Annotated in this window: 22 protein-coding genes; 11 read left to right on the plus strand and 11 right to left on the minus strand. The window is 64.7% G+C overall.

What is annotated here, in order from left to right:
• Window positions 1–22: 22 nt before the first annotated feature.
• Both DLM85_RS22390 and DLM85_RS22395 read right to left on the minus strand, forming a co-directional pair.
• Window positions 23–745 (minus strand): ATP-binding cassette domain-containing protein, encoded by a 723-nt coding sequence (locus tag DLM85_RS22390; RefSeq protein WP_111480413.1) that lies wholly within the window; start codon window positions 743–745, stop codon window positions 23–25.
• 6 nt (window positions 746–751) lie between these two features.
• A complete protein-coding gene (locus tag DLM85_RS22395; protein WP_111480414.1) occupies window positions 752–1,060 on the minus strand; it encodes a hypothetical protein in 309 nt (102 codons plus the stop codon).
• 194 nt (window positions 1,061–1,254) lie between these two features.
• Here DLM85_RS22395 and DLM85_RS22400 point away from each other — a divergent pair, with 194 nt between their 5' ends.
• From DLM85_RS22400 to DLM85_RS22415, 5 genes are all read left to right on the plus strand, one after another.
• Window positions 1,255–2,787: a DEAD/DEAH box helicase gene (locus tag DLM85_RS22400; protein WP_111480444.1), complete on the plus strand. Its 1,533-nt coding sequence runs from the start codon at window positions 1,255–1,257 to the stop codon at window positions 2,785–2,787.
• A gap of 341 nt (window positions 2,788–3,128) precedes the next feature.
• Window positions 3,129–3,692 carry a biliverdin-producing heme oxygenase gene (locus tag DLM85_RS25625; RefSeq protein WP_165822256.1) on the plus strand — a complete coding sequence of 188 codons (564 nt, stop codon included), beginning with the start codon at window positions 3,129–3,131 and terminating at the stop codon, window positions 3,690–3,692.
• Window positions 3,674–5,989 (plus strand): ATP-binding protein, encoded by a 2,316-nt coding sequence (locus DLM85_RS22405; protein ID WP_165822257.1) that lies wholly within the window; start codon window positions 3,674–3,676, stop codon window positions 5,987–5,989. The genes DLM85_RS25625 and DLM85_RS22405 overlap by 19 nt, the downstream gene beginning before the upstream one ends.
• Entirely contained in the window at window positions 5,990–6,436 is a 447-nt protein-coding gene (locus tag DLM85_RS22410) for a response regulator (protein ID WP_111480416.1), read from the plus strand.
• Window positions 6,437–6,451: 15 nt separating this feature from the next.
• A complete protein-coding gene (locus tag DLM85_RS22415; protein ID WP_111480417.1) occupies window positions 6,452–7,579 on the plus strand; it encodes an ATP-binding response regulator in 1,128 nt (375 codons plus the stop codon).
• A 3-nt stretch (window positions 7,580–7,582) separates the two neighbouring features.
• On the opposite strand, the gene DLM85_RS22420 is transcribed toward DLM85_RS22415, so the two are convergent.
• From DLM85_RS22420 to DLM85_RS22450, 7 genes are all read right to left on the minus strand, one after another.
• A complete protein-coding gene (locus tag DLM85_RS22420) occupies window positions 7,583–9,565 on the minus strand; it encodes a DUF2075 domain-containing protein (RefSeq protein WP_111480445.1) in 1,983 nt (660 codons plus the stop codon).
• A 56-nt stretch (window positions 9,566–9,621) separates the two neighbouring features.
• Window positions 9,622–10,578: a 1,4-dihydroxy-2-naphthoate polyprenyltransferase gene (locus tag DLM85_RS22425; RefSeq protein ID WP_243636091.1), complete on the minus strand. Its 957-nt coding sequence runs from the start codon at window positions 10,576–10,578 to the stop codon at window positions 9,622–9,624.
• A 200-nt stretch (window positions 10,579–10,778) separates the two neighbouring features.
• Window positions 10,779–11,372 carry a glutathione peroxidase gene (locus DLM85_RS22430; RefSeq protein ID WP_111480419.1) on the minus strand — a complete coding sequence of 198 codons (594 nt, stop codon included), beginning with the start codon at window positions 11,370–11,372 and terminating at the stop codon, window positions 10,779–10,781.
• Window positions 11,373–11,455: 83 nt separating this feature from the next.
• Window positions 11,456–12,037: an LOG family protein gene (locus tag DLM85_RS22435; protein WP_111480420.1), complete on the minus strand. Its 582-nt coding sequence runs from the start codon at window positions 12,035–12,037 to the stop codon at window positions 11,456–11,458.
• 110 nt (window positions 12,038–12,147) lie between these two features.
• Window positions 12,148–13,977 carry an arginine--tRNA ligase gene (gene argS / locus DLM85_RS22440; protein ID WP_165822264.1) on the minus strand — a complete coding sequence of 610 codons (1,830 nt, stop codon included), beginning with the start codon at window positions 13,975–13,977 and terminating at the stop codon, window positions 12,148–12,150.
• Window positions 13,978–14,214: 237 nt separating this feature from the next.
• Window positions 14,215–14,628 (minus strand): YbaY family lipoprotein, encoded by a 414-nt coding sequence (locus DLM85_RS22445; protein WP_165822258.1) that lies wholly within the window; start codon window positions 14,626–14,628, stop codon window positions 14,215–14,217.
• A gap of 149 nt (window positions 14,629–14,777) precedes the next feature.
• Complete coding sequence (locus tag DLM85_RS22450; protein ID WP_111480423.1) at window positions 14,778–15,752, minus strand: arginase; 975 nt, start codon at window positions 15,750–15,752, stop codon at window positions 14,778–14,780.
• Window positions 15,753–16,064: 312 nt separating this feature from the next.
• Here DLM85_RS22450 and DLM85_RS22455 point away from each other — a divergent pair, with 312 nt between their 5' ends.
• From DLM85_RS22455 to DLM85_RS25635, 3 genes are all read left to right on the plus strand, one after another.
• Complete coding sequence (locus DLM85_RS22455) at window positions 16,065–17,465, plus strand: type III PLP-dependent enzyme domain-containing protein (protein WP_111480424.1); 1,401 nt, start codon at window positions 16,065–16,067, stop codon at window positions 17,463–17,465.
• Window positions 17,466–17,654: 189 nt separating this feature from the next.
• Window positions 17,655–17,801, plus strand: a complete 147-nt coding sequence (locus tag DLM85_RS25630; protein ID WP_165822259.1) for a hypothetical protein — start codon at window positions 17,655–17,657, stop codon at window positions 17,799–17,801.
• A gap of 224 nt (window positions 17,802–18,025) precedes the next feature.
• A complete protein-coding gene (locus DLM85_RS25635) occupies window positions 18,026–18,178 on the plus strand; it encodes a hypothetical protein (RefSeq protein WP_165822260.1) in 153 nt (50 codons plus the stop codon).
• 124 nt (window positions 18,179–18,302) lie between these two features.
• Here DLM85_RS25635 and DLM85_RS22460 read toward each other — a convergent pair whose 3' ends face one another.
• Entirely contained in the window at window positions 18,303–18,836 is a 534-nt protein-coding gene (locus DLM85_RS22460; RefSeq protein WP_111480425.1) for a D-glycero-alpha-D-manno-heptose-1,7-bisphosphate 7-phosphatase, read from the minus strand.
• A gap of 230 nt (window positions 18,837–19,066) precedes the next feature.
• On the opposite strand from DLM85_RS22460, the gene hemG reads away from it, so the two are divergent.
• From hemG to DLM85_RS22475, 3 genes are all read left to right on the plus strand, one after another.
• Window positions 19,067–20,398 (plus strand): protoporphyrinogen oxidase, encoded by a 1,332-nt coding sequence (hemG, locus tag DLM85_RS22465; protein ID WP_111480426.1) that lies wholly within the window; start codon window positions 19,067–19,069, stop codon window positions 20,396–20,398.
• A gap of 91 nt (window positions 20,399–20,489) precedes the next feature.
• Entirely contained in the window at window positions 20,490–21,287 is a 798-nt protein-coding gene (locus DLM85_RS22470) for a polyprenol monophosphomannose synthase (RefSeq protein ID WP_111480427.1), read from the plus strand.
• Window positions 21,288–21,333: 46 nt separating this feature from the next.
• Window positions 21,334–22,275 carry a TerC family protein gene (locus DLM85_RS22475; RefSeq protein ID WP_111480428.1) on the plus strand — a complete coding sequence of 314 codons (942 nt, stop codon included), beginning with the start codon at window positions 21,334–21,336 and terminating at the stop codon, window positions 22,273–22,275.
• A gap of 76 nt (window positions 22,276–22,351) precedes the next feature.
• On the opposite strand, the gene DLM85_RS22480 is transcribed toward DLM85_RS22475, so the two are convergent.
• Window positions 22,352–24,529, minus strand: coding sequence for a biosynthetic peptidoglycan transglycosylase (locus DLM85_RS22480; RefSeq protein ID WP_111480429.1), 2,178 nt, complete (start codon window positions 24,527–24,529; stop codon window positions 22,352–22,354).
• Window positions 24,530–24,533 lie beyond the last annotated feature (4 nt).

Genomic DNA, 24,533 nt, shown 5'->3' on the forward strand with positions numbered 1-24,533 from the left:
CTTTGCCGCTCCCCCAACTATTTTACGGGACGCTGTACTGCCGCAGCGGCGGTTCAGTAGGGGGCAAGTAGCCGTGCGCTATCAACTCCTCAACGGAGTGCTCCGGGCTGACGGGGCGCAGCACGCCGTTGGTGAGCAAGTACAAGTGCTGGCAGAGCGGCAGCAGCAGGCGGTAGTTATGGTCGCTGACGAGCACGCCTTTGCGCTGCCGCACGACCCCAATTTCCGCGGCCAGCTCCTCTAGCTGCACCGGCGACACGCCCGCAAACGGCTCGTCGAGCAGCGTAAAATGCGTGGGTGCGTGCAGCAACAGCAGCGCCTCGGCCGTGCGCGCCAGCCCGCCCGACAGCCGCCCCACCGGTTCCGCTTGCCGCGCCCGCAGCTCCGCAAACCGCGCAAATGCCGTTTCGGTTGGCACGCCCAGCCACTGCGCGGCCGCCCGCAACGTCATGTTGGGCGGCAGCAGCGGCGTTTGGGGCAGGTAGTTGACCAGGCCCGGCTGTCGGTAAGCCGGCTGCACGTAGCGGCCATTGTGGCGCACGGAGGCATCAGCTACCGCCTGCGGACCGAAAACGGCCTGCAACAAGGTGCTTTTGCCGCTGCCATTGCGCCCCAGCAGGCCGGTAACGGTGCCGGTGGTCAGCCGCAGGTAAACGTCCGAGAGCAGCTGCCGCCCGTCGGGCAGCCGCCGCTGCAGCCCATCAGCTTCCAGTACCTGCGCGGGTTTGGAGTTACCAAGAATCATATTCGCTTACCTAAAGACCAGCCCCAGCATCAGCCCGAACAGCAGCATATCGAGCGCGAAAACGGTGCCCCAGAGCTGCCGCCGCGAGTAGCCCAAGTTATGCCACCACCAGCGGGCCTGGGGCCGCAGCCGCGCGTGCAAGTAGAGCAGCGGCAGCCAGGTGAGCAGCTTCAGCAGCAGGGGCACGCCGTAGTTGGGCGCCTCGCGAAACGGCAGCAGCAGGCCCGCCATCAGTAGCGTCACGGCCAGGCTGGCGGGAGCCACGGTGCAGTAAAATTGTCCGACGGCGCGCAAGTGGCGCAGCAATAGCATCATAGAATAAACACCCGATCATACCCGGCGAACCTTCCAACGACGGCTGCGGTTGTTTTCGCGTATCTTTAGCCAGAATACGCTGCTATCAGCTGACCAGGAACCCAAGGTCAGCCATCTTTTCAACTCATTTTGCTGAACCCTTGACGTTCGACGATTTTCAACTGCACCCCGACGTAGCCGACGGGGTACACGGCATGGGCTACTCCAAGCCCTCTCCCATTCAGGAACAGGCCATTCCGGCCGTGCTGGCCGGCAAAGACCTGATTGCCTGCGCCCAGACCGGAACCGGCAAAACCGCCGCCTACCTCCTCCCCGTCCTCGACTTTATTGCCTACGAGCGGCCCGCCCACACCACCGCCCTCATCCTCTGCCCCACGCGCGAGCTGGCCAAGCAGATCGACGAGCAGGTGGAGGGCTTCGGCTACCACGTCGGGGCCAGCAGCATTGCCATCTACGGCGGCGGCAAAAGCGAGAACTGGGAGCAGCAGAAGCGCGCCCTCACCCAGGGCGCCGACATCATCATCGCCACCCCGGGCCGCCTGATTGCCCACCTGCAGCTGGGCTACGTGAAGCTCGACCAGATCGACTTCCTGATCCTGGACGAGGCCGACAAGATGCTCGACATGGGCTTCTCCGACGACATCATCCAGATTGTCGCCCAGCTGCCCGTTAAGCGCCAGACGCTGCTCTTCTCGGCCACCATGCCGAACAAGATCCGCGACTTCTCGAAGAAGATTCTGCACGAGCCGGAGGAAATTCGCCTCGCGGTGTCGAAGCCGGCCGAAAACATCAACCAGCAGCTCTACATGGTGTACGACACCATGAAGCTGGCCCTGCTGGAGCACCTCATCGGCGAGCTGGACGTGCAGAGCATGATCCTGTTTACCTCGCGCAAGATGAACGTGGGCCCCATCGAGCGGGCCCTGCGCAAGAAAGGCCTGAACGTGCGCGGCATCACCTCCGACCGCACCCAGGAGGAGCGCGAGCAGGTGCTGCGCGAGTTCAAGAACAAGCAGTTCCAGATTCTGGTGGCCACCGACGTGATGAGCCGGGGCATCGACGTGAGCGAGCTGAGCCACGTGGTGAACTTCGACCTGCCGCGCGACGCCGAGGACTACGTGCACCGCATCGGGCGCACGGCCCGCGCGGGTACCTCCGGCATGGCCATTACGTTCGTCTCCGACCACGACCAGGACGCGGTGGTCAAGATCGAGAAGCTTATCGAGCGGGAGCTGGTGAAAAACCCCACGCCCGCGGAAATCGGCCCCTCGCCCGAGTTTGACCCGAAAAAATACCGCGGCCGGGGCGCCGCCGGCCCCGGGGGCCGCGGCAAGTCGCCCTACGCCAGCAGCGGCTCGGGGGGCCGCAGCGGCAGCAGCCGCTCGGAGCGCCCGGCCCACAGCACGCCTAGGCCGGCCGCCGCAGTGGTAGCCGTGGCTGAAGGCGCCGAAGCACCTGCCGTAGCCGGCGAAACCGCCGAACAGGCCCAGCGCCGCAAGAAGCGCCGCCGCGGCCCCAAGTCGGAAGGCGCCCTAACCGCCTCCGCTGAAGCGACGGGCGCGGCAGAGGCTACCTCGCCGGCCGCCGCCGACGGTGGTGAAGCCGGCACCGGCGAAGCAGCCAAGCGCCGCCGCAAGCGCGGCGGGCGCAACCGCAGCGGCCGCGGGCCGAAGCCGGAAGGCGTAGTCGAGTCGGCCCCGGTGGCCACGGCCGCTTCCGCCGAATAGGCCGCAGACTGTATTGTTGAGCATGAGCCCCGCGGTTTGCACCGCGGGGCTCACTGTTTACCGGCCGGCCCCATACTGGCCGGGGTTGCCCAACCCTCGCGGGGCAGCCCGGCAACGGCTCTTTCAGTTCAGGCTACCTCCCCCGGCGCTGGCTATCAAAAACATGTAGATACATTTCAGCTGCCAACCGGCCGATTTACTGCCGTTATCAGATGAAAATCAAGCACATGACTAATTCGAAGTGCCTGATGAAAATTCCTAACCAGGCTGCCCGGGGCTAGGCCTTCCGGTAGCTTGTTCTATATTTACCTTACGCCTACCCTTTGCCCCGCGCCCGTCTCATGTCCGCCACCCTCGAACGTCCCGTTATTCTGCAGCGCCTGCGCCGCGAAACGCACCCGTACCACGAGGCACTGGAGCAAAACGACTTCAACCGGGCACTGACGGCCGGCACCCTCACGGCCGCGGCCACTGAGCGGTTTCTGGGTAAGCTCTACGGCTTTCTCGTGCCCTACGAAGCTGCCCTGCGCCGCTACGATTTCGGCCCGGAGTGGCAGCCGGAACTGCGGCAGCGCGCCCACCTGATCCGGGAAGACCTGCCGGCGGCCGACGCATTGCCCCTGTGCCCCGGCATGCCCCGGCTCGACACCCGTGCCCGGATGCTGGGCGCCCTGTACGTGCTGGAGGGTTCCACGCTGGGCGGGCAGGTCATTACGCGGCAGCTGGCCCAGGCCGGCATTGGGATGCGCCGCTACTTCAGCGGCCACGCCGAGCGCACCGGGCCGCTTTGGAAAAGCTGCTGCCAGCTGCTGGCCACCGAAGCTACCGACGACAACGAAGCGGATATCGTCGCCGCCGCCATTCAGACTTTTCAATTGCTACACGCGTGGATCGAGCAACGGTAGTCACTACGGACGAAGCCCTAATAAATGCGCCGGTCACGCTGACCAACTGCGACCGGGAGCCGATTCACATTCCGGGCGCGGTGCAGCCCTACGGCTTCCTGCTCTGCCTCGACGAGCGCAGCCACCGCGTGGTGCACGCCTCCGCCAACGCGGCCGAGCAGGTGGGCATCGAAGCCGAGGACCTGCTGGGCCTGGGCCTGGAGCGCCTGCTCGGCCCGACTGCCCCGGCCGAGGTGGAGCGGCTGCTCGATGCGGCGTCCGAAGAGCCTAAGCTGCTCACCATCCAGCTCGACGCGGTGGCCGGCCGCCCGGCCTACCGCCTTATCGTACACCGCCACGACGCGCTGCTCTGGCTGGAGTTTGAGCCCGTGGCCGAGGGCGAGCGGAACGTGCTGGACCTGGCTACGCTCAACCAGACGCTGGGCCAGATGCTGAGCGCGGGCTCGGTGCCGGAGTTCTGCCAGTTCGCCGTCGACCAGCTGCGCGACCTGACGGGCTTCGACCGGGTGCTGATGTACCGATTCGCCGAGGACGCCAGCGGCGAGGTGGTGGCCGAAGCCAAGCGCGCCGACCTGGAGCCCTTTTTCGGCCTGCACTACCCCGCCACCGACATTCCGCAGCAGGCGCGGGCCATGTACCTGAAGAGCTGGCTGCGCTTTATTCCCGACGTGGACTACCGGCCCGCGCCGCTGGTGCCGGTGCTCCACCCCGGCCAGCAGCGCCCGCCCGACATGACGTATTCGGTGCTGCGCAGCGTGTCGCCCATCCATTTGCAGTACCTGCGCAACATGGGCGTGGCGGCCACCATGACGATTTCCGTCATTCAGGAAGGCCGGCTGTGGGGGCTTATCACCTGCCACCACCTCACCCCGCATCTGCTGCGCTACGAGCTGCGCGAGCTGTGCCTGTTCATCGGCAAGACGTTTTCGGCCCTGCTCAAGACCAAGCAGCAGCAGGACGAATTTGCCTATCAGCTGCACATCCGCGAAACGCAGGCCCAGCTGTTCGAGCAGGTCGGGCGCCACGCCAACTTCCTCGACGGCCTCTACCAGCGCCGCCCCACGGTTACCGACGTGTTCGACTGCGGCGGGGCGGCCATCTGCTTCGAGGGCAGCATCATCACCCTGGGCAACACGCCCACCAATGCTCAGATTGCGGAGCTGACCGCGTGGCTGCAGCAGCACGCCCCGCAAAACCTGTTCTACACCAACTCCTACGTGCAGCACAACCCGGCGGGCCTGGCCATGCGCGGCACGGCCAGCGGCATCATGGCCGTGTCCCTGTCGCAGGAGCCGGGCGACTACCTGCTCTGGTTTCGGCCCGAGGTGATTCAGACGGTGACCTGGGCCGGCCGCGAGCAGAAAGTGGAACGCCTGGAAAACGGCGTGCTGCACCTCTCGCCGCGCCAATCCTTCGAGGCCTGGAAGCAGACCGTCGACAGCACCGCCGTGGCCTGGCGCCCGATGGAAATCAAGGCCGCCGAGGAAATCCGGCTGCACCTTTCCGACGTGCGCCTGAAAATCTTCAACGAGCTGCAGGTGCGCGCCGCCGCGCTCAGCAAGCTGAACTCGGAGCTGGAGCGCAGCAACGACGAGCTGGATTCCTTTGCCTACGTGGCCTCGCACGACCTGAAGGAGCCCCTGCGCGGCATTCACAACTACTCCATCTTCCTGCTCGAAGACTACGCCGACAAGCTCGACGCCGACGGCACCCAGAAGCTGCAGACGCTGGTGCGCCTGAGCCAGCGCATGGAAGCCCTGATTGAGTCCTTGCTGCAGCTCTCGCGCGTGGGCCGGCAGGAGCTGACCGTCACCGAAACCGACCTGGACGCAGTGGTGGCCGACGTGCTCGACGTGCTGCAGCTCAGCTACCAGCGCCTCGACCGGCTGGTAACGGTGCACGGCCCGCTGCCCACCATGCGCTGCGACGCAGTTAGGTTGCGGGAAATTTTCAATAATCTGCTCACCAACGCCCTCAAATACAACGACAAACCCACGCCGCACGTAGAAGTGGGCCTGGCCTCAGCCGAGGTGCGCGGCCCGCGCGGCACCGGCCGGCCCGACGACTACTACGTGTTCTACGTACGCGACAACGGCATCGGCATTGATGCCCGGCACCACGAAGCCGTCTTCAAGATCTTCAAGCGCCTGCACGCGCAGGACAAGTACGGCGGCGGCACGGGCGCCGGCCTGCCCATTGCCCGCAAAATGGTGGAACGCCACGAGGGGGAATTGTGGTTAGAGTCGGTACCCGGTCAGGGCACAACGTTTTTCTTTTCTCTTTCAAAGCACTTGTAAGTGATACCCTCGGCTCACAAACCCATCCTGGTGGTGGAAGACAGCGCGGAAGACTTTACGGCCCTGGGCCGGGCCTTCCGCAAGCACGCGCTACCCAACCCCGTGCTGCGCTGCGAAGACGGTGACCAGGCCCTGGAATACCTGCAGGGATACGGCAAGCATGCCAGCTGGCCCGCCCAGATGCCGGCCTTCGTCCTGCTCGACCTGAACCTGCCCGGCACCGACGGCCGTGCCGTGCTCAGCAAGCTCAAGCAAGACCCGCACCTGCAATCCATTCCGGTCATCATCTTCAGCACGTCCACCAACTCGCGCGACATCGAGGACTGCTACCGCCTTGGCGCCAACAGCTACCTCACCAAGCCCATCGAGTTTTCGGTCCTGGAGGAAAAAACCGCTTCCCTGGTCCGTTACTGGCTCGCCACGTCCGAGCTGCCGTCTGTAAGCTAGCCCCGCCTGTTCTGCGTGAAGAAAATCCTCCTTGTCGACGACAACGAGCACGACCGGATGCTGTACCGCCGGCTGCTGCGCAAGCAGGCCGAGCACCAGGAATTTCAAATATTCGAGGCTGACTCGGGCGACGCGGCCCGGGCCCAGTTCACTGCGCACCGCCCCGACTGCGTACTGCTCGACTACAACCTGCCCGACACCGACGGGCTGGAGCTGCTGAAGGAACTGAAGCTGCTGGCCCCCACCGATACGCTGTGCGTGGTGATGATAACCGGCGGCGGCAGCGAAGCCCTGGCCGTAAAGGCCCTAAACAACGGCGCCCTGGATTACCTGGTGAAGCAGCATTTCGACCACGAATTGCTGTTTAAAACGGTGATGCACGCCATCGAGAAAAACGAGTGGCGCCAGCACGTGGCCGACCACCACCGTCAGCTGCAGGCCGTCAACCAGCAGCTGGCCCGCACCAACCGCGACCTGGACAACTTCGTGTACGCGGCCTCGCACGACTTGCGCCAGCCCGTCAACAACCTGCGCGGCCTCTTCGACGAGCTGCGCCGCAGCGCCACCTTCGACGACCCGGACCAGGCCGCCATTCTCGGCATGGTCGATGCCTCGCTGCACGCGCTGTCGACCACCATTACCGATCTGGCGGCCGTGGTGCAGGTGGCACGCCCCACCGGCGAGCAAACCACCGAGCCCGTAGCCCTGGCCGACCTCACGGCCGACGTGCTGCAGACCCTGCACCCGCAGCTACAGGCCGTGCAGGCGGATATCCAGACGGATTTTGCCGACTTGCCGGAACTGGAGTACGTGCGCAGCAACCTGCGCACCATCTTGCTGAACCTGCTCACCAACGCGGTGAAATACCGCCACCCGGAGCGCGCCCCGCGCGTAGCGCTGCGCACCAAAGTGTGCGCCAACCAGCCGGTGCTGGAAGTGCAGGACAACGGCCTGGGCATGAACTTGGAGCGCCACGGCCCGGAGCTGTTTCAGCTGTTCCGGCGCTTTCACCCGCACGCGGGTGAGGGTACCGGCGTCGGCTTGTTCCTGGTCAACCGCCTGGTGCAGGCCCACGGAGGCCGCATCGAAGTGGAAAGCGAGGAAGGCCAGGGCACCACGTTCCGGGTGCATCTGCGGGGGTAGCGGCTACGCCAGTGCCTCCACGCCGATGCGCTGGAAAAAGCGGTATACGCCGTCATAATACGCGGGCGGCCGCGTGGCATCGGCGGCGCAGCCCTCCGGGATGAACAACACCATGCCCTGCCGCGCGCGCGTCAGCAGCACCCGGTAGGCATTGAGCAGGTAGCGGCGGCTGTCGGCAGCGTTGCACTGTTGCCACTTGGTGCCCTTGAACTTGCGAAACTGCCAGCCGTCGGCGTGCAGCGACAAATCGGCGTCCCAGGCCACTCCAACCCAGTCGAGTTCCAGCCCTTGAATATCAAATTCGGTGGCGACGTCCTCCAAGTAAAAGGAAGAGCGTACGTCCGCTTTTTCATTTAAAAACCACTCGGAGGCGTCTATTTTATCTTTGATATTCAGCCCCAGCGGCTTGAGGCGGTGCGCCCCCGAGGATGCCACCAGTCCATACCGCTCGTTGCCGCGGGCTTGGGTTTGCAGCCACTGCTTGGCAGCTGCCAAGTTCCGGGTAATGCGCAAGGGATACACGGCGCGCAGCTCCGTTTCGTAGAACTGCCGCGCGACTTCGGGCTGCACGTCCAGCACGGCCTGCACGAAGGCCGCGAGTTTCTCGGCCCGAAATGAGCGCACCGATACGGCCAGATGCAGCGCCGGGAGCGGCTGGGCGCGGAGCGCGTCGAGTTGCGCCAGCGCGGCGGCGTTCGGCAGGTAGTTCCGGTCGTCGCGGATGCGCGGCGAGTAGTAGATGCGCCAATCCTGAAAACGGGCCTGAAACGCGCGGAGCCATTCTTCCAGCCCAGCCTCGCCGGTGTTGATTTCTTGCCCGCCGCCCACCAGGCAGACGATGGTGCACCAGTCGGGGTGGCGGTCCATGACTTCAACCAGAAAAGCGGGCTCCGACTGGTTGAAGTCGGCCAGGCCGCGTTTCTGTTGCATGAATTTGCTGGCCTGCGCCGCCGACCACGCGCGCTGGGCTTCGTCGAACACCGTCACTTTCTCGATGGGCGGTCCGGCGGTGCGCAGGGCTTCATCGCGGAAGTGGTGGATGTTTTGAATAAATGAGCGGACCTGCGACAGGGCCTGCTTTTTGTCGAGTCGCTGCCCCTGCGTTTTGGCGGTGCGCACTTGGTCGCGCGCCAGGGCTTCGCGCAGCACCTCCACCAGAGGCCCATTGCCGGACAAGAACACGGCGTGTTCTTGCTCGTCGGCTTGGGTACGTTCATTGGCAATGTTCAACCCAGCCAGTGTTTTGCCCGCGCCGGGCACTCCCGTAACAAAACAGATGGCCTTGTGGCCTTCACGCTTGGCCCGCTCGATGATGGCGGCAATGCAGGCGCCGGTGACAGTCAGGTTTTCGGCGCCCGCGTCGGAGCGAGAAATATCCGCTACTTGGTGGCCCTGGTACAAAGCCTGCGCCGCTTCGATGATGGTGGGCGTGGGATGATACCCGGCGTGCAGCCAAGCCGCGGGCTCGATGGCGGCAGCTGTGGGCTGGGCGGGCGAATTCAGCTGTAGCATCTCGGCCAACTGGTGCTCGTTGCCACGCTGCGGGTGATATACCAAATCCAGAAAGGCGCGCGGCTCATTCGCATGCCGCCCCGCTTTGGTAGCCAGCAGTACCGGCACGATGCGCGCGTGGTGGCTGCCGGCGTGGAAATTTTTCAGGTCCAGCGCGTAGTCCAGCACCTGGTCGAGGGCCCCTGGGTCGTAGGAGGTGCTGCCAACCTTGAACTCAAGTACAAACACCACGTCGTCGAGCAGCAACACCGCATCGGCGCGCTTACCCATGCGCGGAATCACCAGTTCCAGTAGCACATAGCCTCGCTCAAACGCCCGCAATTCCCGCTTGAGCAGATGAATTTGGTCGCGCCAAGCATTTTTCTGCAGGTCTTCCAGCGCGTGCGTGTGCGCCAAGGTGAGTTGGCCAATAATATGGGCCTCGTCGTGGGCTAAGAATACGTCGACGGGAGCGTGATAATACGCGCGTTGCACCGGCAATTCGTTGGTCAGGTAGATAACACTTGCTATTCGGGCTAATCCGACTGCTTTTACAGCAGTTGCCCCACCCCGAACAGCAACACGAACAGCAGGGTGCTCATGGCCATCTGCTTCAGCAGCGGGTCGAGCTGCATGGACTCTTGCCGCTTGCCCACCTGCACGCCGTTGAAAATCAGCAGCGGCGCGGCCCCGAGGAACAGCCACTGCCAGGGCGAGCGGTAGTGCTGCAGCACGTACACCACGGCCGCGCCCAGGCCCAGCAGCAGCAGCAGCCAGTGGTAGAGGCGGGCGCGCTGCGGGCCCAGACGCACCGGCACCGTGATTTTGCCGGCCAGCGCGTCGGAGCGGATGTCGCGGATGTTGTTCACGTTCAGCACGGCGGCCGAGAAGCAGCCCAGGCTCACGGCGGGCAGCAGCACGGCCAGGGGCAGGGCCTCGGCCCAGCCGGTGGCGGCGCGGTAGGCCTGCAGGAAGTACGTGCCGCCCACGCCCACCAGGCCGAAAAACAGGAACACCGACACGTCGCCGAGGCCGGCGTAGCCGTAGGGCCGGGCGCCGGCGGTGTAGTTGATGGCCGCCCAGATGGCGCAGAGGCCAATAACGAGGAAGGCCCCGAACACCCACAGCCCGGCAAAGCCCAGCGCCACCCACAGCAGCGCCACGCCGGCCGCCAGGGAAGCTCCGCCGAACAGCAGCATGGCCCGCTTCATCTGTTCCGGACTGATGGCCCCGCTCTGCACAGCCCGCTGCGGCCCCTCGCGGTGCACGCTGTCGGCCCCGTTCTGCGAGTCGCCGTAGTCGTTGGCGAGGTTGGAGAGAATCTGCAGCAGCACGGTGGTGAGGGCGGCCAGGGCCACCACGGCGCCGTTGAAGCGGCCCCGGCTGGCGGCCAGGAAGGCGCCCATCAGGATGCTGGCCAAAGCCAGCGGCAGGGTGCGCGGCCGGAAGGCCGAAATCCAGGCGGCGGCGCGGCTGGGCGTAGCGGGTGGCAGGGCGGAAGTCGTCAAAACGGAAGAAAGCGGAAAAAGCAGCGCGGCCGGGCGGCGGCCGTCAGCTAGGGGAATACCTGACATAGGTATGTCCGGGGCAAAACGTACCTACGTTTTTCAAAAACATAACTATGCTTTACCCCGGACATACCTATGTTTTGCCGGCGTCGGCCGTCGCCCGGCCGCGCCGACGACCGGCCGAAGCGGCAGGCACCGTATTACTTCATGATGGCGGCCACCAGCTCCTCGCTCATGGGCTTCACCTTCGAGGGGTAATAGCCGACCACCTGACCCTGCTCGTTCACGAGGTACTTGCAGAAGTTCCAGGTCGGCTTCTCGTCGGTGGCGCCGTTCTGGACCTTGCTGCCGAGGAACTGGTAGAGCGGAGCCGTGTCGGCGCCCTGCACTGATACCTTCTCAAACAACGGGAAGCTCACGCCGTAGTTTTTCTCGCAGAAAGCGGCAATCTGCTGGTTGGTGCCCGGCTCCTGCCCGCCGAAGTTGTTGGCCGGAAAGCCCAGCACCGTCACCCGGTCGCCGTGCTTGCGGTAGAGCTCCTCCAGCTCCTTGTACTGCGGCGTGTAGCCGCACTCCGAGGCCGTGTTGACGATGAGCAGCTTTTTGCCGGCAAACTGGCTCAGCTTGACGGGCTTGCCGGTGATGTCGTTGACGGTGAAGTCGTAAACGGAGCCGCGGGCGGCGGGGGCGGTAGCAGCGGTTTCGGGCATGGCGGGGTTATTGGGGCCGGAGGCCGAGCGCGCGCCGCAGGCGGCCAGCGCCGCAGCCGCGACGTAGAGTACGAGTGTTTTCATGATGAACGGTGGTGAGAGTGGTGGGTCAGCCATCGGTCGAGGGGCTAACCCAGAGCAGGTACGATTTGTTGGCCGCGGCGGACTTAGGTGCGGCGCGGGGTAAGCCACTTTTCGACGTGGGCGGGCTGCCAGGCCTGCATCAGCGCCAGCAGTTCGTCGATGTTGTCGGCCACCAGCAGCTGGCCGCGGTTTTCGGCCCGCAGCAGGCCCTGCGTGGTCATGTGGTCGAGCAGAGTGATGAGCGCGTCGTAGAAACCGGCCACGTTGAGCAAACCCACGGGCTTGCGGTGCAGGCCCAGCTGGCCCCAGGTGAGCACCTCGAAGAGCTCTTCCAAGGTACCGAATCCGCCGGGCATGGCAATGAAGCCCTCGGCCAGCTCGGCCATGCGCAGCTTGCGCTGGTGCATGTTCTCCACGACTTCCAGCGAAGTCAGGCCCAGGTGGGCCACTTCCTTGTCCTTTAGAAAGCCGGGAATCACGCCGATGGCCTGGCCGCCGCCGTGCATGGTGGCATCGGCCACGGCGCCCATCAGGCCCACGTTGCCGCCGCCGTACACCAGCGTGATGTGGCGCCGGGCAAACAGCTGCCCGACTTCGGTGGCGTGCTGGCGGAACCGCTCGTCGGTGCCGGCGCTGGAGCCGCAGTATACTGCAATTGATTTCATATCTGGAACGCAATGGTGCGACGGATCAGCGTCGTGGCCCCGCCATGGTTTACTCAGCGCGGGCTTAAAAGTAGTGGTGCCACGGCTTTGAGCCGTGGCACCACCGTGGTTTACATCCGCTCCGGGGCCTGAATGCCGAGCAGCTTCAGGCTCTGGCGCAGCGTGGCGGCCACCTGGGCCGAGAGGGCCACGCGCAGGCTGCGCTTGGCCGCGTCGGGCTCGGGCAGCACCTTCACGTCGTTGTAGAAGCGGTTGTAGAGCTTGGCCAGGTCGTAGGCGTACTGCCCGATGACGGCCGGCGAGTAGGCTTTGGCGGCTTCGGTCACGGCCGTGGCGTAGCCGGCCAGGGCCTGCACCAGGTCGCGCTCGGCCGGGTGCAGCTCGGCCACGTCGGAGGCCGCGTCGACTTCGATGCCCATTTCGGCGGCCTTGCGCAGCAGCTGCGAAATGCGGGCGTGGGTGTACTGAATGAAGGGCCCGGTGTCGCCGTCCAGCTTCACCGATTCCTCGGGGTTGAAGAGCATGCGCTTTTTCGGGTCGACCTTCAGCAGGTAGTACTTCAGCGCGCCCAGGCCCAGCTGGTGGTAGAGCTGGTCCAGCTCCGTGTCGCTCAGGCCCTCGGTTTTGCCCTTGGCCAGGGTGGCTTCCTTGGCCGCGTCCTTTACTTCCTCCACCAGCTCGTCGGCGTCGACCACGGTGCCCTCGCGCGACTTCATCTTGCCCGAGGGCAGGTCTACCATACCGTACGAGAGGTGGTAAATGGCATCGGCGTAGGGCTTGCCCAGCTTTTTGAGCACCAGCTTGAGCACCTGCATGTGGTAGTTCTGCTCGTCGGCAATGACGTAGACCGAGGAGTCATAACCGAAATCCTGGTATTTCAGCTCGGCCGTGCCCAGGTCCTGGGTCATGTATACCGAAGTGCCGTCGGCGCGCAGCAAGAGCTTCTGGTCGAGGCCTTCGTCGGTGAGGTCCACCCACACCGAGCCGTCGTCCTTGCGGAAGAACACGCCCTTCTGCAGGCCCTCTTCCACCCGCTCCTTGCCCAGCAGGTAGGTTTCCGACTCGTAGTAGAACTTGTCGAAATCCACCCCGATGCGCTGGTAGGTGTCGTTGAAGCCCTCGTACACCCAGCCGTTCATCTGCCGCCACAGGCTCACCACTTCCTCGTCGCCGGCTTCCCAGTCGCGCAGCATGTCCTGGGCGTGGCGCATCAGCGGCGCCTCGCGCTTGGCCACGTCGGTAGCCACGCCTTCGGCCTCCAGCTGCTTGATTTGCTCGCGGTAGTGCTTCTCAAACAGCACGTAGTACTTGCCGATCAGGTGGTCCCCCTTCATGCCAGCCGAGGCGGGCGTTTCGCCGTGGCCGTATTCCTGGTAGGCCAGCATCGACTTGCAGATGTGAATGCCGCGGTCGTTCACCAGGTTGGCCTTGGTTACCTCGGCGCCGGTGGCTTTCAGGATTTCGGCCACCGAGTAACCGAGGAAATTGTTGCGCAAGTGGCCCAGGTGCAGGGGCTTGTTGGTGTTGGGCGAGGAGTACTCCACCACCACGCGCTGCGGCCCACCGGTCTTGACGGGCGCTGCCACATCCTGGCTACGCATTTCGCGCAGCAGCCGCAGCCACTCGGCGTCGGCAATTTCCAGGTTCAGGAAGCCCTTCACCACGTTGAAACCGCTCACGCGCGGCTCATTGGCCGTCAGCCACTCCCCCAGCGCCTGGCCGATCTGCTCGGGGCCTTTGCCCAGGGCTTTGGTCAGCGGGAACGTAACGAGGGTGAAGGTACCCGCGAAGTCCTTGCGGGTGGGCTGAATGGTCAGTTGCTCGGCCGGCACCAGGGCGCCGAAAACTTGCTGAATGGCCGCGCCCAGGGCGGTTTTGAGGTCTTGTTCGAGTTGTTGCACAGGAAGGTGCTGATGTTGTATCGACGCGCCGGCCAGCATGCCGGCGCCGCTGAGAAACAATGGATTCAGGAGACAGGAAAGCGAACTATGGCGTAAACCTCGCCCGCGGCAACCCCGTTGCTGCGTCGGCGGCAGGCTTACGCTACATTCGTCGCTCGTTCCGGCTCCGAAACGACCGCACTACCGGCATCAAAACGAAGAAAGGCAGCGGTTTCACGGCCGCAAAGGTAGGCAGCCAGGCCGGACATGCCAGCCCCGCCCCCGAAAAACCGCGGGCTACCGGGCCACGCTGCGCAGCATCATCTGCACCCGCTTGGCATTGCCACGCGTAATGACCGGGTACGCCGCCGCGTTGGCCAGCAAGGGCCGGCCTTCGGCTTCGATGCTGGCCTGCACGGCGTAGGTATTGGTCGGGTCGATGCGTAGCGTGTCGTAGGCCAGGGCGAAGGTCAGCGGCACCTGCCGGCCCCGGGCGGCCACGGTGGTTTCGGCCACCACGGTGGCGGGCGCGCCCTGCCGGGATACGTCCTGCAGCTGCACGCGCAGCACCGCGCCGGGCGGCAGGGCCAGCCGCTCGCGGTAGGTCACGGTGCCAGTGATGGAGTCCTGCACGGCGGCCACGGCGCGGGCGGCGGCGCTGGTGCGGGCAGTGGGCTTGGCACAGGCCACCAGCAGTACGGACAGCAACACAGCAGGCAGAACGGTGGTTTTCATGGCGACAGCGGCAAAACCGGGCTCAAACGTGACTGATAATCACGAATGTAGCCGATTTCGCCGCTGTTGCACTATTTAAACCGCTGATTATTCTTTTTCAGGGATACTGCCTTGGGCCGCGGGCGTCAGCGGCCGGTCACGGTGTCGAGCTTCAGCCGCTCCTGAATGGCGTCGGTGGCCACTTCCAGGATGTCGAAGGCGTTGGCGGCCATGGTGTTTTCCGAGTCGAGCGTGGGGTTGATTTCCACCATTTCGAAGCACACCACCCGGTCGTTTTCGAGCAGGTAGCGGCACAGGCTCATGGCTTCGCCCACGTCGAGGCCCAGCTCCACGGGCGTGCCGGTGCCCTTGGAGAAGCGCGAATCGAGCGAGTCAACGTCGAAGGAAATATACACCAGGTCGCAGAAGCGCAGCTGCTCGTAAATCTCGCGGGCGACCTGCCGGGCGCCCTTGGCCCGGAACTCGTCGAGCTTGAAGTTGCGGATGTGCTGCTGCTCGATGATGGCGTCTTCCTCCGGCTCGGTGTCGCGCACGACCACGTACACGAGGTGCTCGGGGGTGATTTTGGGGCCTTCCTCGCCCAGGTTCTTGATTTTACGCCAGAAAAACTCGGTTTCGGGCTCCACCTGGTTGTGCTGCAGCGCGCGGTGGTCGGCGCCCAGACTCATGGCCAGGGGCATGCCGTGCACGTTGCCCGAGGGCGTGGTGTAGGGCGAGTGAATGTCGGCGTGGGCGTCGATCCAGACCACGCCCAGGGTCTTGTGCGGGTAAGCGGCCTTGATGCCGGCAATGGTGCCCGCGGCGTTGCTATGGTCGCCGGCCAGCACCAAGGGAAACTCCCCGAAGCGCAGCGTCTGCTCCACCGTGCTGCTGATGCCCTTCAGCACGTTGTAAATGGAGTCGATGTGCTTGGCGTAGGGGAAGTGGTTTTTGTCGAACAGCACCTGGTTTTGGTCGGGCACTGCCACGGAGTTGAAGCGGCGGAAGTAGTCGGAGCCTTTGTTGAGGCAGGCCACTTTGAGGGCGTCGATGCCGAGGCTGGCGCCGCGGGTGCCCGCGCCGAGTTCGGACCGAACTTCGATCAGTTTGATGCGTCGCATACAGTCTTACATGGGCAGAAGGGTTAAAAGGTGTTGTTTGCCGATTGGTGGGTGGGAACGGGCACTCAACCAGGCTCGGAGCGAGCGGACCCTCCGCTCGGGTATTCTCCGACGTACAATCAACAACCAAAACACCCCCGAGGGGGTATCTTTGCGGACCCCAAGTTCGGGGTTTTCGTTTTTCGTTTTTGGTTTTTCGTTGTTCGTCCTGCTCGACACCCATTTGCTGGGGTTGTACGGGCTAAAGGCTCAACGACTTCCCAGGTCGAATCACGAATAACGAACAACGAAACCCGAGAAAACGCGCCCCTGATGGACACGTACCACGACCTGATCAGCCAGACTTTCGATTTTCCCTCCCAGGAGTTTACCGTGGAGGGCAACGAGCTGTATTTCCACGGCTTTCCGCTGATGCCGCTCATCGAGAAGCACGGCACGCCGCTGCGCCTCACCTACCTGCCCAAAATCAGCTCCCAGATTCAGCGGGCCAAGCAGTGGTTCCAGCAGGGCATCGAAAAGCTCGGCTACCAGGGCTCGTACACCTACTGCTACTGCACCAAGGCCTCGCACTTCGCCTTCGTGGTGGAGGAAGCGCTGAAAAACGACATCCACATCGAGACGTCGTCGGGCTACGACATGCACATCATCCGGGCCCTGCACGCCAAGGGCAAGATTCAGAAGGACACCTACATCATTGCCAACGGCTTCAAGCGCGAGCGGTACAAGCGCTACCTCACGGAGTTCATGAACGACGGCTTCGTGAACTGCATGCCGATTCTGGACAACCTCAACGAAATCGACTACTACAAGGAGCACGTGCGCGAGGACGTGCGCGCCAACCTGGGCATCCGCCTGGCCTCCGACGAGGAGCCGCGCTTCCAGTTCTACACCTCGCGCCTGGGCGTGCGCTACGCCGACGCCATTCCGCTCTACGAGGAGAAGATCAAGGAGGACCCGCGCTTCGAGCTGACGATGCTGCACTACTTCATCAACACGGGCATCAAGGACACCAGCTACTACTGGTCGGAGCTGCGCCGCTTCGTGCACAAGTACTGCGAGCTGCGCAAGGTGTGCCCCACCCTGCACACCATCGACATCGGCGGCGGCCTGCCCATTCAGACTTCGATTCAGCCCGAGTACGACTACCCGTACATGATTGAGGAAGTGCTGCGCACCATTCAGCGCATCTGCCGCGAGGAAGGCGTGCCCGAACCGCACATCTTCACCGAGTTTGGCATCTTCACGGTGGGCGAGTCGGGCGCGCACGTCTACAGCATCCTCGACGAGAAGCTGCAGAACGACAAGGAGCTGTGGTACATGATTGACGGCTCGTTCATCACCAACCTGCCCGACACCTGGGCCCTGAACCAGCGCTTCATCATGCTGGCGCTCAACGGCTGGGAGCGGAGCTACAAGAAGATTCAGCTCGGCGGCATGACCTGCGACTCGCAGGACTACTACAACGCCGAAAAGCACATCTACCAGGTATTCCTGCCCGAGCAAAGCCCGCAGAAGCCGCTGTACGTGGGCTTTTTCCACACCGGCGCCTACCAGGAGCAGCTATCCGGCTACGGCGGCATCAAGCACTGCCTGATTCCGGCCCCCAAGCACATCATCATCGACCGCGAGGAAGACGGCTCGGTGCGCGACTGGGAATTCGCCCCGGAGCAGGACCCCGAATCGATGATGCGCATCCTGGGCTACACGGAGTAAGCCGGTCTGTTTGACGAACCCAGAAGGTCCTGTCGCGACAAGCGCGACAGGACCTTCTGGGTTCGTACCCGTTCTTCACCAACCCGGCTATATCTGATTGTTGCCGTGAAATTTGTCTGCTTGGTTGGAGCGTAGCCGGGCGAAGTCGTAAGTTTGTAAAGCTCACATTCAACTAGCATCTCCCCCACCATGAAAAAAGCTGTACTTCTGCTGACGGCCGCCGCTTCGCTGGCCCTGGGCGCCTGCAACAAGCAAACCTGCCCGGCCTACTCGAAAGCCGACAACAAAACGGCCGAGCCGGTAGCTTCCGCGGAAGCTCCGCAGGCCCGTCAGTAACCCATACCGGCTTCGGCCGCCAGCCCGCCGGGCGTCTCGCAAGGGACGTCCGGCGGACTTTTTTTATGGCTGCTTAGCACCGCGGTCCGCGGGTATTCAATTCGATTATCCAATAATGATAAATAAAAAAATTACAAGAGGGACACAGAATAAAAATTACCTATACCCCGTTCTAATGAGGCAATTGCACGCACCGTTCCGCTTACCATCATTTGAACTTTTGCATGAAAAAGCTTGCACCACTGGCCTTCGTTGCGCTGGTTGCCGGGCTTGGCTCCTGCCAAACCAAGTGCCCCGCCTACACCGAAAAGGCCCCGAACCGCCAATCCGAAACCGTAACGGCCAGCGCGGCCCGGTCCGCCGCCGAGCGGCAGTAAAAACCACTTTAAGGTTGCGTTAGGGGCGCAGCCTTGGCGTCCCGGCAGGCAGCACTTCGCTACGGAGCTGCCCGGCCGGGACGCCGTCTTTTTCGGGGTAGCCGGTGCGGCAATCAGGCCGGCGCTAGGCGGCCGGCCCGGCGGCCAGAATCAGGTCGGCGGCGGTGGCCAGATTGGTAGTGCGCGGCTCGTAGGCCAGCGTTTCCTCGGGCCCGACCAGGATGGCGCGGACGCCTACGCGGTGCGCCGCTTCCAGGTCGCGGGCCCGGTCACCGACCAGCCAGCACTGAGCCGGGTCGAGGTGGAAGCGGGCCAGGGCTTTTTCCAGCAGCAGCGAGCCGGGCTTGCGCGACAACGACTCCGACACCGAGGGGTGGCCGGGGGCGAAGTAAAAGGCGTCGATCAGCCCGCCGCAGGCCTCCTGCAGCTTCTGGTGGCAGGCGTCCATGTCGGCGCGGGTGTAGAGGCCCCGGGCAATGCCGGCCTGATTGGTGACGACGATGAGGCGGTAGCCGGCCGCGTGCAGGCGCTGCAAGGCGGCGGGCACCTCGGGCAGCACCCGGAATTCATCGAGGCGCCACACGTAGTGGCCGATTTCAGCGTTGAGCACGCCGTCGCGGTCGAGGAACACGGCCTTGGCCGCGGCAGGCGTAGTCATGCAGGCAAAAGTAGCCACCCTGCCGCAGTACCAGGCCAAGACTGCCGCCGGTCGGCGTCCTGCAACGCGGGCGAGCTTGCGGGTTCGCAGCGGCAATACCCTCTATTTCAGCCAGCTCCGGCCGTGGCTTAGCCGATTCGCGCCGTAGCTGACGCGCCTCAGCCGCGCGGGTGCCGCTTTACCGCCGGCGGCGGGTTATTTTTGCGGTTTCGGGCGGATTTCGCACTAGCATGAACATAGCAGTTATCGGCGGGGGGATTACGGGATTGGTCACGGCCTGGCACCTGCAGCAGCGCGGCGCCACGGCCCACGTGTACGAAGCGGGCGAAGCCGGCGGCAACATGCGCAGCCGCCAGCTGCCCGGCGGCTACGTGGTGGAACTGGGCCCCAACTCCCTGCAGCTCAGCCCCGAGCTGGAGCAGCTCATCAACGGCCTGGGCCTGGCAAGCCAGATTCAGGAGCCCGAAGCCGTGAGCAGCCGCCGCTACGTGGTGCGCGAGGGCCGGGTGCGCGAGCTGCCCGCCAAGCCCCAGCAGCTGCTGTTCAGCGGCTTTTTCTCGCTCGGTGCCAAGCTCAGCGTGCTGCGCGAGCTGCGCCGCCCCGCCCAGCCCCCCGATCCGCAGGAAACCATTGCCCACTTCTTCCGGCGCCGCTTCGGCCAGGAAATCCTCGACTACGCCGTCAATCCCTTCGTATCGGGCATCTACGCCGGCGACCCGGCCCGGCTGCTGGTGCACAAGACGTTTCCGCAGCTGCCGGCCCTGGAGCAGGCGCACGGCTCGGTGCTGCGCGGCTTTGCCAAGACCATGAAGGGCGCGGCCCGGCGGCGCATCATTTCCCTGCGCGGCGGCCTGCAGGCCCTCACCGATGCCCTGGTGGCGCGGCTGCCCCACCTGCACGCCCGCACCCGCGTGGAGGCCCTGCTGCCCCAGCCCGACGGCCGCTACCGCCTGCGCCTCGCGGGCCAGCCTGCCCTGGCCGAAATCTTCGACGCGGTGGTGCTGGCCCTGCCCGCCTACGCCGCCGCCCCGCTGCTGGCCCCGCTCGACGCTGAGGCGGGCGAGGCGCTGGCCGCGGTGCACTACCCGCCCATGACGGCCGTGCACACCGCCTACGACCGCACGGCCGTGCAGCACCCGCTCAACGGCTTCGGGGCGCTGAGCCCCCGCGTGGAGCAGCCCGTGGCCGCGGGCACCTTGTGGAGCAGCTCGCTGTTTCCGGATCGGGCGCCGGCCGGACAGGTGCTGTTCACGTCCTTCGTGGGCGGGGCGCAGTACGAGGCCCTGGCCCAGCTGCCCGACGAGCCGCTGCTGGCCGCGGTGCGCGCCGAGCAGGAACGGCTGTACGGCCTGCAGCCCGGGGCGCCGGCGCGGCTGCAGCATATTTTTCGCTGGCCCCGAAGCATCCCTCAGTTTGATTCGGGCATCTTACCGGCACACGCGGCGGCCGACCGCCTGGAAGCCCGCGGCCTCTGGACGGTGGCCAACTGGCGCGCCGGCGTGGGCATCCCCGACTGCCTGCGCCGGGCCGAGCAGGTGGCCACGGCCCTGACGGCCGGTTAAGCCGGCGCCGGGGCCGTCCGTGCTCTTTTCTGCCGCCGCACCCCGGCGGCTTCCTTGGCTACGCGTGAGCCGAATGCTTACCTTTGACCTAATGAACGATTCGCTCGTCATCATACCGACTTACAACGAACGGGAAAACGCCGAGCTGATCATCCGCAAGGTGTTTTCGCTGCCGAAGCTATTCGATGTGCTCATCATCGATGACGGCTCGCCCGATGGCACCGCCGACGTGGTGCGCAGCCTGCAGCACGAGTTTCAGGGGCGCCTGCACCTGGAGGAGCGCCGCGGCAAGCTGGGCCTGGGCACGGCTTACATTCACGGCTTCCGGTGGGCGCTGCGCCACGGCTACGGCTACATCTTCGAGATGGACGCCGACTTTTCCCACAACCCCGACGATTTGATTCGCCTCTACGAGGCCTGCGCCGTCGAGGGGCACGACATGGCCATCGGCTCGCGCTACATCACCGGCGTGAACGTGGTGAACTGGCCCATGGACCGCGTGCTGATGTCGTGGTTTGCTTCGGCCTACGTGCGCTTCGTCACCGGCATGCCCATCATGGACGCCACCGCCGGCTTCAAGTGCTACTCGGCCGCGGTGCTCGGCACCATCCTGGAAAACAAGATTCGCTTCGTGGGCTACGCCTTCCAGATCGAGATGAAGTGGCTGGCCTTCAAGTACGGCTTCCGCATCAAGGAAGTGCCGATTATCTTCACCGACCGCACCCGCGGCGCCTCCAAGATGTCGAAGGGCATTTTCAAGGAAGCCCTGCTGGGCGTGGTGCAAATGAAGGTCGACAGCTGGTTCCGCCGCTTCCCGCGGCGGGGCGAAACGGCGGCTGCGGCCGCGCCCGCGACGACGGCCGCAACCCCGGCCCGGGAAACGCGGTAAGGGCTGACAACAGGCCGCCGCGGCGGCCATTTTACGGGCGCGCTGCATGACGATTTCTCCCTGGTTCTGGGTTGGGTTCAACCTCTTCGTGCTGGCCATGCTGCTGCTGGACCTGCTGGTATTCAACCGCCAGGCCCACGTGGTGCGCATGCGCGAAGCCCTGAGCTGGAGCGCCTTCTGGATTGCCCTGTCGCTGGCCTTCAACTACCTGATCTACCGGGAAATGGGCCGGGAGGCGGCCATGAATTTCCTGACCGGCTACCTGCTGGAAAAGGCCCTGAGCGTGGACAATCTGTTCGTGTTCCTGCTCATTTTCACCTACTTCAAGGTGCCGGCTCAGTACCAGCACCGCATCCTGTTCTGGGGCGTGCTGGGGGCGCTGGTGCTGCGGGCCGCGTTTATCGTGCTCGGGGCGGCGCTCATCAGCAAGTTCAGCTGGACGCTTTACCTGCTCGGGGCCTTCCTGGTGTATACCGGCGTGAAGATGGCCAGCAGCAGCGGCGACCCGAACATCGACCCGGAAAACAACCCGGTGGTGAAGTTCCTGAGCCGGCACCTGCCCATCACCGCGCGCTACGAGGGCGGCCGGTTTTTCGTGCGGCGCGAAAAGCTGCTCTTCGCCACGCCGCTGTTTGTGGTGCTGGTCATGGTGGAAACCACCGACGTGGTATTCGCCGCCGATTCCATTCCGGCCATCCTGGCCGTCACGCAGGATAAGTTTATCGTCTACACCTCCAACGTGTTTGCCCTGCTCGGACTGCGCGCCCTGTACTTCGCCCTGGCCGGGCTGATGACCCTGTTTCACTACCTGCACTACGGCCTCGCGCTTATCCTCGTGTTCATCGGCGGCAAGCTGCTGCTCCACGACTTTTTCGCGGTGCCCACGGAATGGGCCCTGGGCGTTGTGGCGGCGCTGCTGGCGTTGTCGGTGGTCTTCTCGCTCGTGTTTCCGCGCAAGGAAGTGCCGCTGGAAGCGCCCGACGAATAGCCGCCGCGCGGCACCCGCCCCTAAACACGAAGGCCGCCCGGTTTGCTCCGGGCGGCCTTCGTGTTTGGGGGCGTGGCTAGTTTTTCGGCGGGGGGGCGGGGGCTTCGCCGGGCTGGGCGGCGTTGACGCCCGCGTCGGGGGCGCCGCCGGTATTGAGCAGGTCGATGAGGTTGATCGGGTCGAACTGGCTGCTGTCGGCCGCCACGACGCGCGTCGTATCGGGGCGCGGCGCAAAGGCCATGTAGCCGCGGGCGGGACCGGTCAGGCTCACGGAGCGGCTCAGGCCGTCGGCTTCGGCCTCCGGAATGTAGCCGCGGGCGGCCATGATGTCGGCAATCAGGCGGAAAAAGTAGCGCGTGCTGCGGCGCAGGTCGCCGTAGGCGTCAAACGACTGGCGGGCGTACTTGGGCTTGGGAATGATGCTGGCCAGGTACAGGCTTTCCTGCAGGTTGAGGTCGGCGGGCTGCTTGCCGTAGTAGAACCGGGCGGCCTCGCCCACGCCGTACACGCCCCGTTCGCCGCCGGGCCAGCGGTACTTGCTCGGGCCCCACTCGATGATGTTCAGGTACACCTCCATCATGCGCTCCTTGCTCACCAGGCGGGTGTTTTCGATCAGCCACACCATCAGCGCCTCCTCGGCCTTGCGGGCAATGGTTTTCTGCCGGGTCAGGAACACGTTCTTCACCAGCTGCATCGAGAGCGTGCTGCCGCCGCGGGCGAAGCGCTTTTCCTTCAGGTTCTGGATGGCCGACTTCACGAAGGCCTTTTCCATAAAGCCCTTGTGAGTGAAAAAGCGCGGGTCTTCGGCCGTGATGATGGCGTATTTCAGGTAGTTCGACACCTGGCTGAAGGGCACGAACTCGGGGTTGGAGGGACCCACGAGAAAGGTCTTGAGCGAATCGCCCTTGTCGTTGTAGGCCGTGTAGGGGAATTCCTGGTTGAGCAGGCGCAGGTCGGTGTTGCCGAAGCGCGTGATGCGGAAGTCGCTGCTCTTTTTCAGCGCGGAGTCGAACTTCAGGCTGTCGACCCGCTGCATGTCCAGCGCCAGGTTCATGCGGTACTGCAGCTTGCCGGTGCCCTGCATGCCCTGCACGGCCTCGAACACGCCCTGCGGCAGCGAGGCGAAGAAGTCGGTAGCCGGCGTTTCGGCCGATTCCACGGTGGCCGCCAGCAGCAGGCCGCGCAGGCGCGGGCTGTAGTTGAGCGTGTTTTCGTCGTAGCGGCCCTTCAGATCGGCGGCGGTGCGCAGGCGGATGCTCACCTGCGGGTAGGCCTCGATTTTGTTGAGGCGCACTTTCGTGCCCTTGTCCAGGGCCAGGTAGTTCTGGCCCAGGGTGGCCACGAAGTCGATGCCGCCGCGGCGCACCACCACGTCGGAGTCCGAAATCTTGGGGTGGTTCAGGCGGAAGTTGCTGGCGGCGGCGGCCCCGCGCACGGTCAGCTGCTCGTCGTCGTAGTCCTTGCCGGCCAAACTCAGGTTCAGGGTATCGAACTGCACGCGGGCGCCGTAGCGGCGCTGCAGCAGCGGCAGAATGACGGGCTGCCGGTTCTGGCCGAACACCTGCACGTCGAGGTTTTCGTCGCCCTGCTCCACGTGGCCGGTCAGGCCGATGCGGTTCGTGACCGAGTCGAGCACCACGGTGAGCTGCCCGCTCAGGTCGCCGTCCTCGATGGCCAGCTGGGGCATGGTGAGCGTGGCCGTGTGGCGCGGGCTGCGGTAGGTGACGAGAAAGTCGCGGAAATCGGCCTGGCCGGGAATGTTGTCGAGGCCCGCGTCGAGCAGCTGGTTGAGCACGGCGCCGTAGTTGGTGCCCTTGGTCGTGTCGCGCTTGACGGCGGTGACGGCCCCGCGCTTCTTGAGCAGGAAGCCGTAGTTGTCGTCGCCGGCGGCGGTTTTCAGGGCGCGCAGGCGGGCCTGGTGAATCTGCAGGTCGCTGAACACCGGGCGCCGGGCAAACAAGGAGCGCAGCGAAATGCTGGCGGTGATGCGCTGGGCGGTGAGCAGCGTGTCGCGCAGGCCCTCGGTGGGCACCAGGCTCACCCCGCTGATCTGCACCGTGTTCAGGTCGGTGAAGGCGGCCGGGCCCAGGCCCAGGGTCACCGGGTACTTGCGCTCCACCTTGGTTTTGACTTCGCCCAGGGCGTAGCGCAGCAGCTGTTCGCGCTTGAGCAGAAAAATCCCCAGCCCGATGAGCAGCACCGCTGCCACCGAGCCCAGGCTCCAGTACAATATTTTCTTGGTCTTCGGCTTCACGCGG

The organism is Hymenobacter edaphi, from assembly GCF_003258365.1.
In the GTDB taxonomy this organism is placed as follows: Bacteria; Bacteroidota; Bacteroidia; order Cytophagales; family Hymenobacteraceae; genus Solirubrum; species Solirubrum edaphi.

Bases quoted from the DNA above. Each gene is read 5' to 3' on its own strand.
- DLM85_RS22390 (WP_111480413.1), bottom strand. From the start codon at position 745: ATGATTCTTGGTAACTCCAAACCCGCGCAGGTACTGGAAGCTGATGGG.
- DLM85_RS22395 (WP_111480414.1), bottom strand. From the start codon at position 1,060: ATGATGCTATTGCTGCGCCACTTGCGCGCCGTCGGACAATTTTACTGC.
- DLM85_RS22400 (WP_111480444.1), top strand. From the start codon at position 1,255: ATGGGCTACTCCAAGCCCTCTCCCATTCAGGAACAGGCCATTCCGGCC.
- DLM85_RS25625 (WP_165822256.1), top strand. From the start codon at position 3,129: ATGTCCGCCACCCTCGAACGTCCCGTTATTCTGCAGCGCCTGCGCCGC.
- DLM85_RS22430 (WP_111480419.1), bottom strand. From the start codon at position 11,372: ATGAAAACACTCGTACTCTACGTCGCGGCTGCGGCGCTGGCCGCCTGC.
- DLM85_RS22435 (WP_111480420.1), bottom strand. From the start codon at position 12,037: ATGAAATCAATTGCAGTATACTGCGGCTCCAGCGCCGGCACCGACGAG.
- argS (WP_165822264.1), bottom strand. From the start codon at position 13,977: ATGCTGGCCGGCGCGTCGATACAACATCAGCACCTTCCTGTGCAACAA.
- DLM85_RS22450 (WP_111480423.1), bottom strand. From the start codon at position 15,752: ATGCGACGCATCAAACTGATCGAAGTTCGGTCCGAACTCGGCGCGGGC.
- DLM85_RS22455 (WP_111480424.1), top strand. From the start codon at position 16,065: ATGGACACGTACCACGACCTGATCAGCCAGACTTTCGATTTTCCCTCC.
- DLM85_RS25630 (WP_165822259.1), top strand. From the start codon at position 17,655: ATGAAAAAAGCTGTACTTCTGCTGACGGCCGCCGCTTCGCTGGCCCTG.
- DLM85_RS25635 (WP_165822260.1), top strand. From the start codon at position 18,026: ATGAAAAAGCTTGCACCACTGGCCTTCGTTGCGCTGGTTGCCGGGCTT.
- DLM85_RS22460 (WP_111480425.1), bottom strand. From the start codon at position 18,836: ATGACTACGCCTGCCGCGGCCAAGGCCGTGTTCCTCGACCGCGACGGC.
- hemG (WP_111480426.1), top strand. From the start codon at position 19,067: ATGAACATAGCAGTTATCGGCGGGGGGATTACGGGATTGGTCACGGCC.
- DLM85_RS22470 (WP_111480427.1), top strand. From the start codon at position 20,490: ATGAACGATTCGCTCGTCATCATACCGACTTACAACGAACGGGAAAAC.
- DLM85_RS22475 (WP_111480428.1), top strand. From the start codon at position 21,334: ATGACGATTTCTCCCTGGTTCTGGGTTGGGTTCAACCTCTTCGTGCTG.